The sequence below is a fragment of the Massilia sp. R2A-15 genome, from assembly GCF_030704305.1.
Lineage (GTDB): Bacteria > Pseudomonadota > Gammaproteobacteria > Burkholderiales > Burkholderiaceae_D > JAFCUW01.
Genome location: NZ_CP131935.1, coordinates 4,495,382 through 4,510,436 on the forward strand (window position 1 = coordinate 4,495,382; position 15,055 = coordinate 4,510,436).

11 protein-coding genes are annotated in these 15,055 nt (G+C 66.9%); 3 read left to right on the forward strand and 8 right to left on the reverse strand.

Annotated features, from left to right (window positions below):
* Positions 1-3: 3 nt before the first annotated feature.
* From Q4S45_RS20760 to Q4S45_RS20770, 3 genes are read right to left on the reverse strand one after another with little or no spacing between them, the layout of a single operon-like run.
* The gene (locus Q4S45_RS20760) at positions 4-1,095 is read right to left on the reverse strand and encodes a DUF3667 domain-containing protein (RefSeq protein WP_305507301.1); all 1,092 of its coding nucleotides are present in this window, start codon (positions 1,093-1,095) and stop codon (positions 4-6) included.
* Between the two features lie 58 nt (positions 1,096-1,153).
* Positions 1,154-3,424, reverse strand: a complete 2,271-nt coding sequence (gene pbpC, locus Q4S45_RS20765) for a penicillin-binding protein 1C (RefSeq protein ID WP_305507302.1) — start codon at positions 3,422-3,424, stop codon at positions 1,154-1,156.
* On the reverse strand, positions 3,421-9,429 hold the full coding sequence (locus Q4S45_RS20770; protein WP_305507303.1) for an alpha-2-macroglobulin: 6,009 nt from the start codon (positions 9,427-9,429) through the stop codon (positions 3,421-3,423). The genes pbpC and Q4S45_RS20770 overlap by 4 nt, the downstream gene beginning before the upstream one ends.
* Positions 9,430-9,603: 174 nt before the next feature.
* Between Q4S45_RS20770 and Q4S45_RS20775 the strand changes: the two genes are divergently transcribed.
* The 3 genes from Q4S45_RS20775 (at position 9,604) to Q4S45_RS20785 (ending at position 11,482) form a co-directional block, all read left to right on the forward strand.
* Positions 9,604-10,032, forward strand: coding sequence for a PaaI family thioesterase (locus Q4S45_RS20775; RefSeq protein WP_305507304.1), 429 nt, complete (start codon positions 9,604-9,606; stop codon positions 10,030-10,032).
* Positions 10,033-10,036: 4 nt separating this feature from the next.
* On the forward strand, positions 10,037-10,459 hold the full coding sequence (locus Q4S45_RS20780; RefSeq protein WP_308633158.1) for a group 1 truncated hemoglobin: 423 nt from the start codon (positions 10,037-10,039) through the stop codon (positions 10,457-10,459).
* A 177-nt stretch (positions 10,460-10,636) separates the two neighbouring features.
* Positions 10,637-11,482, forward strand: coding sequence for a DUF3034 family protein (locus tag Q4S45_RS20785; RefSeq protein ID WP_305512165.1), 846 nt, complete (start codon positions 10,637-10,639; stop codon positions 11,480-11,482).
* Between the two features lie 89 nt (positions 11,483-11,571).
* Here Q4S45_RS20785 and Q4S45_RS20790 read toward each other — a convergent pair whose 3' ends face one another.
* Genes Q4S45_RS20790 through Q4S45_RS20810 form a run of 5 tightly spaced genes read right to left on the reverse strand, consistent with a single transcriptional unit; the run spans position 11,572 to position 15,048 of the window.
* Positions 11,572-12,078 carry a TlpA disulfide reductase family protein gene (locus Q4S45_RS20790; RefSeq protein WP_305507305.1) on the reverse strand — a complete coding sequence of 169 codons (507 nt, stop codon included), beginning with the start codon at positions 12,076-12,078 and terminating at the stop codon, positions 11,572-11,574.
* Positions 12,079-12,126: 48 nt separating this feature from the next.
* On the reverse strand, positions 12,127-12,762 hold the full coding sequence (locus tag Q4S45_RS20795; protein WP_305507306.1) for a BON domain-containing protein: 636 nt from the start codon (positions 12,760-12,762) through the stop codon (positions 12,127-12,129).
* Positions 12,755-13,351 carry a phosphoheptose isomerase gene (locus Q4S45_RS20800; RefSeq protein ID WP_305507307.1) on the reverse strand — a complete coding sequence of 199 codons (597 nt, stop codon included), beginning with the start codon at positions 13,349-13,351 and terminating at the stop codon, positions 12,755-12,757. Before Q4S45_RS20800 ends, Q4S45_RS20795 begins: the two co-directional genes overlap by 8 nt.
* A gap of 57 nt (positions 13,352-13,408) precedes the next feature.
* Positions 13,409-13,768: a YraN family protein gene (locus tag Q4S45_RS20805; RefSeq protein WP_305507308.1), complete on the reverse strand. Its 360-nt coding sequence runs from the start codon at positions 13,766-13,768 to the stop codon at positions 13,409-13,411.
* Between the two features lie 2 nt (positions 13,769-13,770).
* Positions 13,771-15,048 (reverse strand): penicillin-binding protein activator, encoded by a 1,278-nt coding sequence (locus Q4S45_RS20810; RefSeq protein ID WP_305507309.1) that lies wholly within the window; start codon positions 15,046-15,048, stop codon positions 13,771-13,773.
* Positions 15,049-15,055: the final 7 nt, after the last annotated feature.

Here is a 15,055-nt window from a genome sequence, read left to right on the forward strand (position 1 = left end):
CGCTCAGGCCATGCTGAGCATCAGGATCAGCAACAGGTACAGGATGAACACCGTGGCCGACGCAAACAGGAGGAAGGCCGTGCGCCACAACGTGCCGGCCAGTCCGAGTCCATACGCCCCGCGCAGCTGGAGGAACATGTGGATGGGCGGGACGAAAAATATCATCGCCACCACCAGCGGCTTCATGCCGGCCATCTTCAAGAGCGCCAGCACCACCACCAGCAGCGCCATGAACGACAGCGAGTACAGCGAGAACACGGCGTGATCGTACATCGTCACACCGCGCTTCCAGAAGAACATCAGCCACAAGAATGGCAGCGAGATCGGCACCAGCAGGAACGAATATTTCGACGCCGCGTTTTTCAGCTTGTAGAGCGTGAGCTCGGGATTCTGCACGGCGTGCCTGATCGCTTCGTCCAGCCTTGGGAAACCGGTATCGGCGCTGAATTCGTCCTTGCCGGCCTGTTCGACGACTTTCCCGGCCTTGCCGGCGCCCGTGCGCACGAGCCGCAGCGCGTCCTCTTCTTCCTTCAGGCTGGCGCGCGCCGCTTCGATACCGCTTTCGGCGTCGTCGACACCTTGACCGCTTGCGCGCGCCGCCACCAGCTGCGTTTCGGCGTCGGCCAGATCCTTCTTCATCTTGACGATTTCGCTTTCGATGCGGCTGGCCGGCGCGGAGACCGAGCCCTTGATCTTTGCGCCGTCGATATTCGATTTGCTCACGCTCGACACGACGAAGAACATGAAGAACACCATGAACAGGAACAGCGCCAGCGGCGAGACGTAGCGCGTGCGCTTGCCGTCGATGTAATCGCGCGTCAGCTTGCCGGGCCTGGCCACCAGCAGCGGCAAGGTGCGCCAGCCCTTGGCGTCGAAGTGCAGCAAGCCGTGCGCCAGTTCTTCGCCGAAGTGCAGCAGCGATCGGTGCACGTGCGCGCGCTGGCCGCAGGCATGACAGAAGCTGCCCGCCAGCGGCGTGTGGCAGTTGGCGCAGTCGCCGTGGTGGGCCTCGCGCCGGCCCGTCTCGCGCTCGATTTCGTTCGCCGCGAGCGACGCGGTGGCCAGTTCGGCGACGGATTCAAGTTCCAGGTTCATCGTGCTTCCTTGTTATTTATTGCTTTTAATAAATAATAACATTTACTCATGCCCGCGGTCACGGGGCAAATTCGACGTCCACCTCGCGCGCGTCGGCGCGTCCGCGCTGGTCGACCACGCGCAGTTCGAAATGGCCAGGCGCCGGCGGCGTCCACGCCACGCTGTCGGCTGCGCGCGCTTTCCCGACCAGGCCTCCGTTCGCGAACCAGAACAGCGTGTCCTGCGCCGCCAGCGAATTGGCGCGCAGCGCGAGCGGCGCCGGCTTCGACAGCCGCACCGTGTAGGTGGTCGATTTGTTCGGCGATGCGATCGAGGGCCCGTCATCAGGCCGGTCCGGGCTCGCGCCGCAGTCGGCCAGCGTTGGCGGCTGGCGGCGCGGCATGCCGGCCTCGCGGAACAGGCGCTGCATGTCGGTCGGCCAGAATTCGTACACCTCGCTGCGAGTGCCCGGCCCGCGCGCGCAGGTCGGCCGCCCGGATGCCGCATCGACTGTCACCGCGCGGTGCAGCTGGCTGATGCGGATCGGCGATTTCCCCGGTATGAACCAGGTTTGCGAACGCGCGGGGCACAAGTCGTTCGGCAGGTCGCCGCTGGCGGTGCACACTTCCATGATGGCGGCATTGGCCGGCGCCGGCGGCTCCGCTTCGGCAGGAACCAGTCCCTGGCCGCGCAGGCTGTCGACAATCCGGAAGAACAGCGGCGCAGCCGTCTTGATGCCGACGAAGGCTGGGTTGCCGGCGCCGTCGAAATTGCCCACCCAGACCAACAGGACGTGGCGGCCGAACACGCCGGCCGTCCAGGCGTCGTGAAAGCCCCACGAGGTGCCGGTCTTCCACGCTACCGGGGGCGCCGCGGGCTCGCCGGTATCGGGGCGCTGGTTCGTGCGCAGCATCTGCAGCGTGATGAAGGCCGCTTCCTCGGACAGCAGCCGCGGCGCGGCCGTGTGCTGGCCCGGCGCGGTGCGCTGATGGCGTACCGGGATCATCACGCCGCGGTTGGCCAGCATCAGGTACATGCGGCCCAGTTCCTCCATCGTCACCTCGCCGCCGCCCAGCGCCAGGGCCAGTCCGTAATGCCGTTCGGTGGACAGCCGCGTCACGCCGGCGCTCTTGAGAAAATCGTAGAGGCCCGGGTTGGCCAGTTTCGACGCCACCGCCACGGCGGGCACGTTGCGGCTGCGGACCAGCGCTTCCTGGGCGCTGATCGGGCCGACGAAACGGCCGTCGAAGTTCTCGGGACTGAACGGGCCGAAGGCTGTCGGCGCATCCTTCAGCATGGTGGCGGGATGGAGCAGGCCCTGGTCCAGCGCCAGTCCGTAGATGAAGGGCTTGAGCGTCGATCCCGGCGAGCGCTTCGCCTCGGTGCCGTTGACCTGGCCATCGATGGCGCGATCGAAGTAATCGCTCGACCCGACCAGCGCGCGTACTTCGCCGCTGTCGCGGTCCAGCAGCATTGCGCTGGCGTTGACGATGCCCTGGCCGCGATTGTTCTCGACGAACTGGGCGATCATGCGCTCCAGCGTGGCCTGCGCGCGCAGGTCGACGCCGGACCACACCTCGCCCGCATGCGTCTCGCGCAGCAGGCGGTCGGTCAGGTGCGGGGCCAGGAAGGGCAGCTCGCGCGCCGTCGCCAGCGCGGGCGCCGCGACGTCGGCAGCATCCGGATGGCGCTCGCGCCAGAGCCGCCAGAGCCGTTCGCGCGCCTGCGCCAATTCCCGCGGCTGGCCAATCACGCCGCGCTTGCGCGGATTTTGCGGGATGACCGCCAGCGTCAACGCTTCCGCCAGGGTCAGGTTGTGCGCGCGCTTGTGAAAATAGATCAGGCTTGCCGCGCCCACCCCTTCAATGTTGCCGCCGTAGGGCGCGAGGTTCAGGTAGGCTTCGAGCAGGTCGCGCTTGCCGTAGCGCGCCTCCAGCCACAGCGCCGCCGCCACCTGGCGCAATTTGCCCGCCGGGGTGCGGCTGTCGATGCGGTACAGCCGGCGCGCCAGCTGCATGCTGATGGTGGAGGCGCCGCGCCGCGAGCCGCCGCTCCAGGTGGCGCCCGCGGCCCGCGCCAGCGCCGCCGGGTTGACGCCGGGGTGCCACCAGTACCAGCGGTCTTCATACAGCTGCACGGCCTGCACCAGGCGCGGGTCGATATCGGCGAGCGGCACCCATAGCCGGTACTGGTCGTCGGGCGCCAGCGCGAGGCGCAGCAGTTGCCCGTCGCGCGCATACAGCGCCGTCGACAGCTGCGCCGCCTCTCGCAGCGGCGGGTGCGGCCAAAACCGAACGCCCAGCAGCACCAGGACGGCCAGCGCCAGCAGGCGCTTCATCCACTTCATCATTTCTTCCCGGGCGTCTCCACAATGATCACCTGGCCGCCGGCCGACCTGGCCTGCACGGCCCGCTCGTACATCGATTCCGCATACGCCGGCGGCAGCACGAAGCGTCCGCTGTTGGTCGCCTTGATGCGGTACGACAGTTCGCTGAAGTCGCTGGTCACGTGCCCATAGAACACCACGCGGTCTTCGCGCACGTCGGCGTAATGAATCTTCCAGGTCGCCTTGCCGCCGGCCAGTCCGGGCAGGCTGGTGGTCGGCGCCGGCGCGGTTTCGCCCGGAGGCGCCGGCGGCGCCGGCGTCTCGAGCACCGGTTCGAAACCGCCCGGCATCAGGTCGACCAGCGCCACATTGCCTACCCAGGCGCGGCCGACGGCGCGGAACTTCAGGCGCACCGTCACTTCGTCGCCGACCATGATCGTGGTGACCGGCTTGCCCGCGGCGTCGACGAATTCGCGCAGCACTTCCATGCCGGCGCGCACTTCAGCCTTCGGCACTTCCCTGTCGAAGCCCGCTTCCGTCACCGAGTAATAGCCTGCCACGCCGCTGTCGTTGGCGAAGCGCAGTTTTGCCGTGCCAGGCGTGAACGGCACGCGCGGCACCAGGTTGTTCGGCAGCGCCAGCGCTTTCTTGCCACCCTTCGCGTCGATTTCGACGATCGCCAGCTTGCCTGCCCCCTCGGCGCCCACCGCGGTCGCGTAGGCGTCGAAGGCCAGGATCGAATACGCGCCGGACAGCGTGTTGTAGCGATTCTCGGCCAGCGGCTTGACCAGCGCGGCCATGGCTTCCGGCGGCAGCGCCTTGGCGCGCGCCGGGAAATGGCGCGACAGGATGTACAGCGTCTGCGCGTCCTCGACCAGCGGATCGACGTAGTAAGGCGGCGTCTCGCCCTTCGCGCGCGCCGGCCGCTTGACGAGCCGCGCCACCTGCTGGTCCATCAATTCGCTGGCCTGGCGGTCCTGCTTCTGGATCAGGTAGGCGGCGGCGAGATACGCAGCGGCCGGGTCGGACTGCCACTGCTTCGGATACAGCTTGTCGAGGCTTTCGCGGATTGATGCAAGGATTGGCGTCGTCACCGTCATCTGCCGCGTCAGCAGGTAGGCGGCGTAGGCGCGCACGCGTAGTGCGGGCAGGTCGCTGGCGGGGCTGGCGGCAAGCTGGCGGATGTAGGCGAGGCCCAGCTGCAGCATGTCGGCCGGGACGCTGTCGCCGCGGTCGCGCGCTTCGAGCAGCAGGTGCACCGCGTACACCGAGGCGAATTCGTCGGCCTGCACGTCGGCGTTCCACATGCCGAAGCCGCCCTCGGCGTTCTGGCGCGTGCGCAGCACCCGCAGCGCGTCCTCGAAAGAACGCGCGACCTGCGCCTTCGCGCCGGACTTGCCGAATTCCGGACGCTTGTCGAGGATCAGCGCCGGCACCGCCTGGCTGACGACCTGCTCGGTGCACAGGTGGGTGAAGTTGGCCAGGTAGTTCGATACGCCGCTGGCCATCACCAGGGGCAGCGTCGACACGCCTGCTTCGAGCTGGCGGAATTCGCTGTACATATTGCGCGTGACGGGCGCTTCGGCCGAACCCTTGAAGCTTCCCATCGCCGTGACGGCGTAGCGCGGCGCCGGCGGGCGCACCGATACATCGGTCGACAGCCTCGCGCCCTTGGCGCCCAGGGCGGCGGCGAAAGTCATCGTCGCCGATCCAAGCTGCGCGCGCGCGCCGTCCACTGCCCTGATCCGGAAGGTCGCGACCGATTCGCGCATCTCGCCGATCTTCAGCGTCTGCGCGGCGCTGCCGATTACTTCGAGGTGCGCCGACGTCTTCAGCGTCAGCGCCACCGGCGCCTCCTTACCGGAGCCGGCGACGTTATTGGCCACGCCGACGCTGACATCGAATTCGTCGCCCGGCGTCACCGCCAGCGGCAGGTTCGGAGACAGCACGAAGTCGCCGCGCACGGTGGTTTTCGCCTGGGCGGTGCCGATGGTGGCGTCGTTCACCGCCACCGCGAACACGCGCATGCTGCCGTTGAAGGTCTCCGGCACGTCGTAGCTGAATTCCTTCTCGCCGTTGACGTCCACGATGCCCGACCAGTACACAGCCGGCTTGTCGTGCTTGCGCTTGAACGGATTGAGGTGGCGCCCCAGCGCGCCATCGCCGTCGCCGCCGGGCGCGCTGGCCTGCATCAGTTTTTTGAACTCGGGCAGGATCAGGTCGAGGATCTGCGAGGTGCGCACTTCCAGCATGCGCTTCTGGAAGAACAGCGACAGCGGATCGGGCGCCTGGTAGCGCGCGACCTGCAGAATGCCCTCGTCGACCGCGAACACCACCACGCGCGCCGGCTTCGCCGACTTCAGTTTCATCGTCATGCGCTGGCCCGGCTTGACCAGTTCCGGCACGGTGAGCGACAGCGTGTTGGTGCGCGCGGCCAGGCTGGTGGCGAACGGCGCGGCGCCGTAGCTCAGGGGACTCATGAAGATTTCATCCGAACCCGGGTCGCGGATGAACTGCACGCTGACGTAGCCGTTGCCCTCGAAGTCTTTCGGCACTTTGATCTTCTGCACCGAGGCCAGCGTGTCGGTCTTGAACCACTGGTGCACGAACACCTTGTCGCGCTCGATCGTGATCAGCCCCGCGCCGGCATACGGCGCCTTGATGCTCACTTCGATGTCCTCGCCCGGCACGTAGTCCTTCTTGTTGAGGGTCAGCTGCAGCTCGGCGTTGCGTTCCAGGCTGCGCGTGACGTTGCCGCGCCCGGCCACCGCGTATTCGATACGGTTTAGCTCGACACCCTCGGAATTCCGTATCACATAGGCGAAGTTCCCCGGCGTTCCGGTCTCCAGCGCGAGGTTCTGGCCGGCGGCGGCGATCGCCAGCGGCGTCTCCTTGAGCGTCACCTCCTTCTTGCGCGACTCGTACTTGAAGGTGTTGTTGCCCTGTTTGGTCAGCACCGACACGAACTTGCGCTCGACCAGCTGCAGGGTCAGTCCGGCCACCGCGGTCTTCTGCGCCTTCGGATCGATCGCGATGAGGGCCACGTCGCGCTTGGACGCGCGGGTGACGAAATCGAGCGCGCCGTCGGCCTTGAAGCCGACCAGGTAGGGCAGCTCGGACACCAGCGCCGCCGTTTCCGCGGCGACGCCGCGCCCGCCCTGCGCCTCGAACACGCGGGCGACGAAATTGACGCGGTAGGTGGCCTTCGCATACTTGTTCAGTCCCAGCTCGAAGGTGGTTTCGCCCTTGTCGTCGGTGGCCTGGTCGTTCAGCTTCGCGCTGTAGCCTTCCTTGGCGCGCAGCGGATCGTAGAACTTGTAATCCGGGTAGCGGGAAAACGCCGGGAAGGCCGGGCTGAGCGTGATCTCGGCCGACACCCGGCGATTCTGGGCCGGCGTGCCGAACAGGTTTAGCGCGCTGACGGCGGCCTTGAGCTCCTTCGGATTGAGCCAGCCCTCGGACGGACCGTCCGAGAAACGGGCGCTCACCTTCAGGCGGTCGGGCTGGAACTCCTGGACCTTGACGGTGGTGCTGCCGATCTGCGCGCCAGTCTGGCCGTCGCGCACCAGGTGCAGGTTGACCGTGTAGCTGCCGGTCGGCGCGCTTTCCTGGGTGGTGTACGCGGTTTCGATGAAGCCGCCCGGCGGCAGCGTGAGCTTTTCACGCTTGACCGTCAGGCCGCGCGGATCGAGGATCTCGGCTTCGAGCGGCAGGCCGGCGATGCTGGTGGACCAGCTGGCCGGCTTGGCGATCATCCCGATGTGGAAGGTGTCGCCCGGCCGGTACATGCCGCGGTCGCTGAACAGGTAGGCCGACAGCTGGTCGGCGACGGCCGCGTTGCGCGCGCCGCCGGTGTCGAAACGCGACATGTCCAGCCCGCGGTCGTAGCGGTTGAGGGGCATGAAACTGAGGTCGCCGCCCTTGCGCGCCAGGATCATCAGGGGAGCGCGTTCGCGCGCCAGCCCCGCGATGCGGGCGAAGCGCGCATGGCCGGCGGCGTCGGTGGCCTGGGTGAACAGCACCTGGCCGTTGACGCCGACGATCTCCACGCTGGCGCCGTCGACCGGCTTGCCGGTGTAGATCGACTGGATGTACACGTCCTGAGAGCCGTCCTGCGACTTCTTGACGACGATGCCGAGGTCCGTCACCAGCACCAGCCGCTTGTCGACCTTGTTGATTGCGGCGGCGGCAGCGCGGTCGGGCGCCTCTGCGCAATCAGCGCATTCGTCCTCGGCATCCGCTTCCGGCGGCGCTTCGCCGGGCCGGCGCTCCGCCGCTTTCGCGTCCCTCGCCGCGCGCTCCTCCGCCTTCGGATCGTAGCCGCTGACCGTCAGCAGGAACACGCCGCGGCGCTCGGCGCCGTCGCCCTTCAGGTACTCGCCCATGTCGACCGCCTCGTAATGCGCGCGGCCCCGCTCCAGGGCCGGCAGCGGCACCTTGCGCTCGAAGCGCTCGGTCAGGTTGTCCGGGCCGAAGCGGTCGTAGAACTCCGGGTTGGCGAAACCGCCGTTCGACTGCGACACCAGGTGCTGCAGCTGGGACGGCAGCACGCGGCCGATTTCGACCTTCACGCCGAGCAGGTCGCGCACCAGCACCGCGACCTTCTTTTCGCCGGACAGCGCGAGCAGCGCGCCCTGGCTGAGGATTTTCAGCTCGGACGGATACGGCGGCACCTGCAGCACGCGCGCCTCGGTCTTGCCAAGCACGTAGCCGCCGAACGACTTGATGTCCTTCGCCACCTGGACGTACAGGTAGGCGCCGACGTCGGCGCGGTATTTGAAACTGTGCAGCTGGGTGTATTCGCGCTCGGCGGGAATCGCTTCCGGCGCCAGCCGGGTGGCCAGCTTGAGCGCCGCCTCGCTGACCGTTGCGCTGCTCCAGTCGAACGGATCGCCATTCGGCGGATTGAGCTTGGCGTCGGGGTTGAGCTTCGGCAGGACCCACACCGCCATCGCCTTCTGCAGCTCGCGCTCGTGCACGGTGGCCGATGTTTGAAGCACCAGCACCTGCTCCGGCTCGTTCTTGTCGTTGGTGACGACCTTCGGCGCGATGTCGGTCACGGCAAGGCTGTACAGGCCGGGAATGGCCACCTCCTTCGACAGCTCCGCATCGAGGGCGGGGCTGCCGCGCGCCGCGGACAAGCCCTTGGCGAGCGTGAAGCGCATCGCGCCGCTGTCCTTCGGGATCGGAATGCTGTCCGACTGGACGTAGGCGTTCAGTTTCAGCTTGTCGTAGGTGACGGTGAATTTGCTGGTTTCCTTGCCGAGGCCGAGGATGCCGCCGGACTGCTGTTCCTGGCGCAGCTCGATGCGCTTTTCCAGTTCGGCGGGATTGACCGGATAGGTGAAATTGAGGTCGACGACGACCTTCTTGACGGTGGGGTTGACCGGGTCCTGGTAGAACTCGGCCCTGGTGATGGAAGCGGCGAACGGCGCGGTTGCGAACACGGCTTCATCGTCGGCCAGGCGCGTCTCCGGCTTGAAGAGGCCTTTGTGGAAGCGAGCCTTGTACTGCGCGCCGGCGGGCCAGTCGTCTTTCGGCGTGAAGGCGAGCGTCTTGTCGTCGTCCCAGTGCCAGGTGCCGGCGAGCGCCGGCGACAGCGTGACGCCCGCGGCGACGTCCTTGCCGACCAGCGACAGCGGCGCGACCGACTGATTGAACGCGATCACGGCCGGCCTGGGCTTGCGCGCCTCAGCGTCTTCGGCCTCGATTTGCGTGCGCGCCGGCGCGGTCACCTTGAAGGTCGCTTCGACCGGCCTGGGCAAGGCCTGCCACCAGCGGTAGCCGTACCAGCCGCCGGCGGCGAGCACCGCCACGAGCAGCACGCCCGACGCCGCGGCGCGCGGATTGGCGCGCACTGTTGCGCCGCCGCGACGGCCGGCATCGGCGATCCCGCGGCACCAGGGCGGCGCCTGCCAGTCGAACCGTCCGAACATCCGCGGGAACAGCCAGGCCAGCGGCCGCCACACCAGCGTCAGCCAGGCTGCACGCAGTTTTGCGAGTGGCGCGGAGGGGTAATTGGAGGCCATGGTCGTGTCCCGAGAGGCGCGGAAAAAGGGAGGATTTTGTTTCCACTAAATAATTAGCTTAAAACAAATGTTTGGCAAGAACTATCGAATCGCGGAACGGAAGTTTTCACGCCGGCGCGCGAATTCCCCTAAGATGGCAGGCTGAGAAAACGGAACACAGAAGGGATTTGCATCATGAGCGCAAGAGAAACGACGGCCGAACAGTTGAACAGCATCGGCGTTGGCCATTTTCCCGGTTACCTGGGCATTGAAATCACGCGCGTGGAAAACGGCGAAGTGTCGGCGCGCATGGCCGTGCAGCCGCACCACCTGGCGCCGAACGGCTTCCTGCACGCCGGCAGCGTGGTGACGCTGGCCGATACCGCGTGCGGCTACGCCTGCCGCGTCAACCTTCCCGACGGCGCCGAGAATTTCACGACGATCGAGCTCAAATCGAACCATCTCGGCACCGCGCGCGAAGGCGCCATCGAGGTCGTCGCAAAGCCTGCGCACCTGGGCCGCACCACGCAGGTCTGGGACGCGGTCGTCACCAATGCGGCCAACGGCAAGACCATCGCCATCTTCCGCTGCACGCAGATGATCCTGTATCCGAAAACGAACTGAAGCCATGACCATGAAATCCATCGCCGCCGCATTGCTGGCGCTTGCCGTCATCGCTCCCGTCCACGCGGCCGACGACGCCACCTACGCCGGCCTTGGCGGCCAGCAGGGCATCAGGAACATCGTCGCTACCCTGATTCCGCTGATCCAGGCCGACCCGCGCATCAAGGAGTCGTTCGCGGACTCGGACATGAAGCACATCGGCATGCGGCTGGAGGAGCAGTTCTGCATGCTGTCCGGCGGCCCGTGCGAGTACAAGGGCGAGCCGATGAAGGAGGTCCACGGCGGCCTGAAGGTCACCAATGCGCAGTTCAACGCGCTGGCCGAAGACCTGCAGGTCGCGATGGAGCGCAACGGCGTGCCGTCGCACGTGCAGAACAAGCTGGTGGCCAAGCTGGCGCCGATGCAGCGCGAGATCGTGACGAAGTAATCCGCGAGACGGGGTTCGAGGACCTGGCCCCATCTTCCCATTTCGCTCCAAATGGGGTCAGGTCCGCAGGACCAGACCCCTTCGCTGCTCACATAAAAACACAACACAAGAGAACGAATTATGCAATTCAGTATTAGTCACGCAAGCGGACGCCTCGTGCTGCTGCTGGCATCCGCCATGTGCAGCGGCGCCGTGCTGGCGCAAATTCCCGACATGGGCAAGCTGACCGCCACCGGCGGCGTCAGCACGGTCGAAGGCGCTGGAGGCGGCGGCCTGGCGCCGTGGGCGCTGATCAGCGGTTACGGCACGCGCGACAGCTGGGGCGCCAACGCCCATGTCACCCGCGTGGCGACCCAGGACTATTCGCTCGACACCTACGGCGTTGCGGTGGGCGTGGCCGACCGCGTCGAAGTATCGCTGGCGACCCAGGACTTTCGCGGCAGTCTGGCGCCGCTGAACGACTTGCGCATCAAGCAGGACATCGTGGGCGTGAAGGTCAAGCTGGTGGGCGACGCCGTGTACGACCAGGACCGCGCCCTGCCGCAGATCGCCGTCGGCGTCATGGCAAAGCGGAACAAGGGCATCGGCGGCCTTGGCGCGCTGGGCGTGACCAAAGTGACGCAACTGGGCGCGAAGGACGAAAACGGCGTCGACTACTACGTCGCCGCGACCAAGATCCTGCTGGATCAGAGCCTGCTGCTTAATGGGACCGTGCGCGCGACCAGGGCCAACCAAATGGGCCTGCTCGGATTCGGCGGCGACAAGGGCGACAGCTACAAGGCAAAGCTGGAAGTGTCGGCTGCGTACCTGATCAACCGCAAGCTGGTGGCCGGCGTGGAGTACCGCATGAAGCCGCGCAACCTGGGTGTGGACAACGAGAAGGACTACTACGATGCGTTCGTCGCGTGGTTCCCGACCAAGAACTTGTCGGTGACGGCGGCGTACGCGGTGCTGGGGGATATCACGGTGTTCAATCCGACGAAGCAGCGCGGCGCGTACCTGTCGGTGCAAGCGGGGTTCTAAAGCTGTCGTTCCTGCGGAGGCAGGAACCCATGCCGGTGTGAGCACCTTCAGTATAGGTTCCTGCCTGCGCAGGAACGACACCAAGAGGTTCAGGTGGCCGAGAGGGCCTTCTGCAGCAGCGCGTGCAGTTCGCCGAACTCCGGCTCCCCCACATAGCGCTTGAGGATCTTGCCGTCCTTCCCGATCACGAAGGTGGTCGGCGTCAGCGCGACGTCGCCGAAGGATTTGGCCAGGTCGCCGCCCGAATCGAGCGCCACCTTGAACGGCAGCTTGCGCGTCTCGGTGTAGTTGACGACGTAGTTGGGCGGATCGTACTTCATCGCCACCGCGACGAATTCCAGCCCCTGACCCTTGAACTTGTTGTACGTCTCGACCATCTGCGGCATCTCCTTGACGCAGGTGGCGCAGGAGGTGGCCCAGAAGTTGACCATCACGACCTTGCCGCGCAGGCTTTGCGTACTGATCTTGTCGCCGGCGAGGCTGATGAAGGTGACGTCGGGCGCGGGCGTGCTACGGCCGAGCATCGCATAGCCGGCGCCGGCCAGCGCCAGCACCAGCGCGCAGATTGCAGCGGGTTTGATCCAGGAAGAAGTCATGATGGGATTATAGCGGGGTCCGGCCCGGAGGACATGACCCCCATTTTCTTACAGACCCGGCTTCGGCGGCTCCAAGGCGCGCAGTTCGTCCTCGGTGATGTATTCGAAGATTTTCACCACGCGCTGCACGCCGGACACGCCGCGCGCCACATCGGCGGCGACCTGGCCTTCGCGCTGGGTCACGCGGCCCATCATGTAGACGGTGCCGTTTTCTGTGACGATCTTGAACGAAGTGGCCGAAATGGTCTTCATATCCACCAGGCTGGCCTTGACCTTGGTGGTGATCAGCGCATCGGACGAACGCGAGGTGTAGCTCGACGGGCCCGAAACCTGGATCTCGTTGGCGATCGTCTGCACGCCTTCGATGGAGCGTACTTCGCGCTCGACCGCGGCCTTGGCTGCCTCGTCGCGCACTTCACCGGTCAGCAGCACCTTGCGGTTGAAGCTGGCGATGTTCACGTGCGCGTCGGGACCTGCGATCTTCGGCACGCGCAGCTCGGCCTTGACGGTGATCGTCTTGTCCTCGGTCTGCGCGCCCAGGGTGCGGCGGTCGGCGCCGGCGACAGCGCCCATCACGGCGCCCCCGACAACCATTTCGACGCAACCGGAAAGACTGGTCAGCAGGGCTGCGCACAGGATCGCCTTCGCGAGCGGGCGCATGAGGGGCTGGCCATTTTTATTCATTCACATCTCCTCCAAACAGGGCGACGTCGATGCCGTCGCAAATACAGTGGATCGTCACCAGGTGAACTTCCTGGATGCGGGCGGTACGGGTGTGCGGGACGCAGATATGCACGTCGGCGTCGGTCAGCATCTTGCCGAGTTCTCCGCCGTCCTTGCCGGTCAGCGCGACGACGCGCATCTCGCGCTCGAGCGCCGCTTCGACGGCGGCCAGCACGTTGGCGGAGTTACCGGACGTGGACAGCGCCAGCAGCACGTCGCCGGCCTGGCCGAAGGCCTGCACCTGCTTCGAGAAGATCTCGCGGTAGCTATAGTCGTTGCCCACCGCGGTCATGATGGACGTGTCGGTGGTCAGCGCCAGCGCCGGCAGCGGGAAGCGCTCGCGCTCGAAACGGCCGACCAGCTCGGCGGCGAAATGCTGGCAATCGGCGGCCGAACCGCCGTTGCCGCAGGCGAGAATCTTGTTGCCGTTCGAGAGCGCGCCGAACATCAGGTCGATGGCTTCGGAGATGGGTTGGGACAGGACGGAGGCCGACTTGAGCTTCAGGTCGGCGCTTTCCTGGAAATGAGCGAGGATGCGTTGAGTATTCATAGTGTGGCGATTATAGTGCAGGCGCCGCCGGGACCGGGCAAGCGGTGTTAAAAATGCTTACACTTCGATCACGTTGCGCAGCCATTCGAGCTGCCCGGCGTCGATCGCGACCACGTCGAAACGGCACTCCGGCAGGGCGTCGAAGCGCAGCAGGTAGACCTGGGCGGCGCGCACCAGGCGCCGGATCTTGGCCGGCCCGATGCTCGCGGCCGCGCCGCCGTGCGCCATGTCCTGGCGCTTGCGCACCTCGACGAACACCAGCGTCGGGCCGTCGCGCATGACCAGGTCGATTTCCCCGCCCTTGCAGCTGAAGTTGGCCTCGACCAGCGCCAGGCCGTGACGCTGCAGGTGGGCCAGCGCGGCGTGCTCGCCCAGCTGGCCCTGTTTCTGCTTCTCGCTGAGGCGCTTGCCCCACATGGTCAGCGCCCGGCCGGCACCAGCGTAAACACCCCGCCGTTGTACACCGCCGCCGGCTGGACACGCTCGAAGCGCGCCGGCCCTTTGCCGAAGCCGATCGACAGTTTGCCGGTGACCCCATCGACCTCGACGTCGGCGCCTGGGTGCAGCGTGATCTCGCGCGCGACGCGGAAGGCGTCGATGCCGAGCGCGTACAGGCGATCCATGTCGAGCGTGCGGCTGGCCGAGGCCCAGCGCGGGTAGACCATCACCGCCTGGTGCGCCGGCTGCATTTCCCATGGCATGTCGAGCATGCGCACGCCATCGAGGTCGGCGATCGCCGCGCCCGGATCGGCGCCCGGATTGACCGACGAGGTGCCATAGAACGGCAGGGCCGCGCCGACCGCGCCGCGCACCTGGCCGGCCTGGGCGGGGTCGAGCGCCGTGAATACCAGCGCCGGCTGGGCGCCGTCGACCTGGGAGCGCAGCTGGCCCAGCGCCGCTTCGCTCAGGTAGCCGTTCGAATCGGACAGCTCCAGCATCTGCGACTCGCGCCCGAGCTGCTTCCAGCGCGCGGCGAAGCTGCTGGCGATGCGGCGCTGCCAGGCGCTCGAGCCGGAGACGATCATCGCCGCGCCGCCGGGATGCTCGGCGCCGGCCCAGTCGGCGACCTGGCGCGCCTCGTCCTCGATCGACAGGCCGATCGCCAGCATCTGCGCCGGAAGGGCCGCGCGGCCGCGCGATTCCGGATGGTTCAGCGCGATGGTCGGCTTCTGTACCAGGCTGCTGGCGGCCAGCGCGCCGACCGCGGAACGCGCGAGGGGGCCGACGATGATGTCGTTCTGGTCCTGCGCGGCGGCGTAGGCGTCGAGCGTATCCTGCGGGCTGTCGCCGGTTTCGATCAGGTTGACGGTGAAGCCGTCGCGGTCGCGCTCATAGGCGGCCATGAAGCCGGCGCGCAAGGCCTCGGCCGGCGCCCCCAGCGTTTCCGAGCGCAGCGGCAGCATCAGGCCGATGCGGGTGATGGGCTTGCGCGGCTCGGCGCCGGCGGCATCGATCGGGACGGTCTGCATTTCGGAAGGTGGCTCGGTCCGCGCGGGACCCGGTTCCACGGGCCGTTCGGGCGGCGGCGGGGGCGGCGGCTGGCCGCGCGTGTACCATTGCGGAAGCGTGCTTGTATTTGAATCGTCAGGCGCGCACAATCGCCCCGGCGCGTCGCACGGCGTGCTGCAGCCGGCCAGCACAAGCATCGCGGCGCCGGCCAATGCCGCAAGCAGGCCATTCAGACTATTAATCGGCATCACATTC

Excerpts from the sequence above, each read along its gene's own strand:
- Q4S45_RS20800 (WP_305507307.1), bottom strand. The coding sequence starts at position 13,351 with ATGAATACTCAACGCATCCTCGCTCATTTCCAGGAAAGCGCCGACCTG.
- Q4S45_RS20810 (WP_305507309.1), bottom strand. The coding sequence starts at position 15,048 with ATGCCGATTAATAGTCTGAATGGCCTGCTTGCGGCATTGGCCGGCGCC.
- Q4S45_RS20770 (WP_305507303.1), bottom strand. The coding sequence starts at position 9,429 with ATGGCCTCCAATTACCCCTCCGCGCCACTCGCAAAACTGCGTGCAGCC.
- Q4S45_RS20790 (WP_305507305.1), bottom strand. The coding sequence starts at position 12,078 with ATGACTTCTTCCTGGATCAAACCCGCTGCAATCTGCGCGCTGGTGCTG.
- Q4S45_RS20795 (WP_305507306.1), bottom strand. The coding sequence starts at position 12,762 with ATGAATAAAAATGGCCAGCCCCTCATGCGCCCGCTCGCGAAGGCGATC.
- Q4S45_RS20780 (WP_308633158.1), top strand. The coding sequence starts at position 10,037 with ATGACCATGAAATCCATCGCCGCCGCATTGCTGGCGCTTGCCGTCATC.
- Q4S45_RS20760 (WP_305507301.1), bottom strand. The coding sequence starts at position 1,095 with ATGAACCTGGAACTTGAATCCGTCGCCGAACTGGCCACCGCGTCGCTC.
- pbpC (WP_305507302.1), bottom strand. The coding sequence starts at position 3,424 with ATGATGAAGTGGATGAAGCGCCTGCTGGCGCTGGCCGTCCTGGTGCTG.
- Q4S45_RS20775 (WP_305507304.1), top strand. The coding sequence starts at position 9,604 with ATGAGCGCAAGAGAAACGACGGCCGAACAGTTGAACAGCATCGGCGTT.
- Q4S45_RS20805 (WP_305507308.1), bottom strand. The coding sequence starts at position 13,768 with ATGTGGGGCAAGCGCCTCAGCGAGAAGCAGAAACAGGGCCAGCTGGGC.
- Q4S45_RS20785 (WP_305512165.1), top strand. The coding sequence starts at position 10,637 with ATGTGCAGCGGCGCCGTGCTGGCGCAAATTCCCGACATGGGCAAGCTG.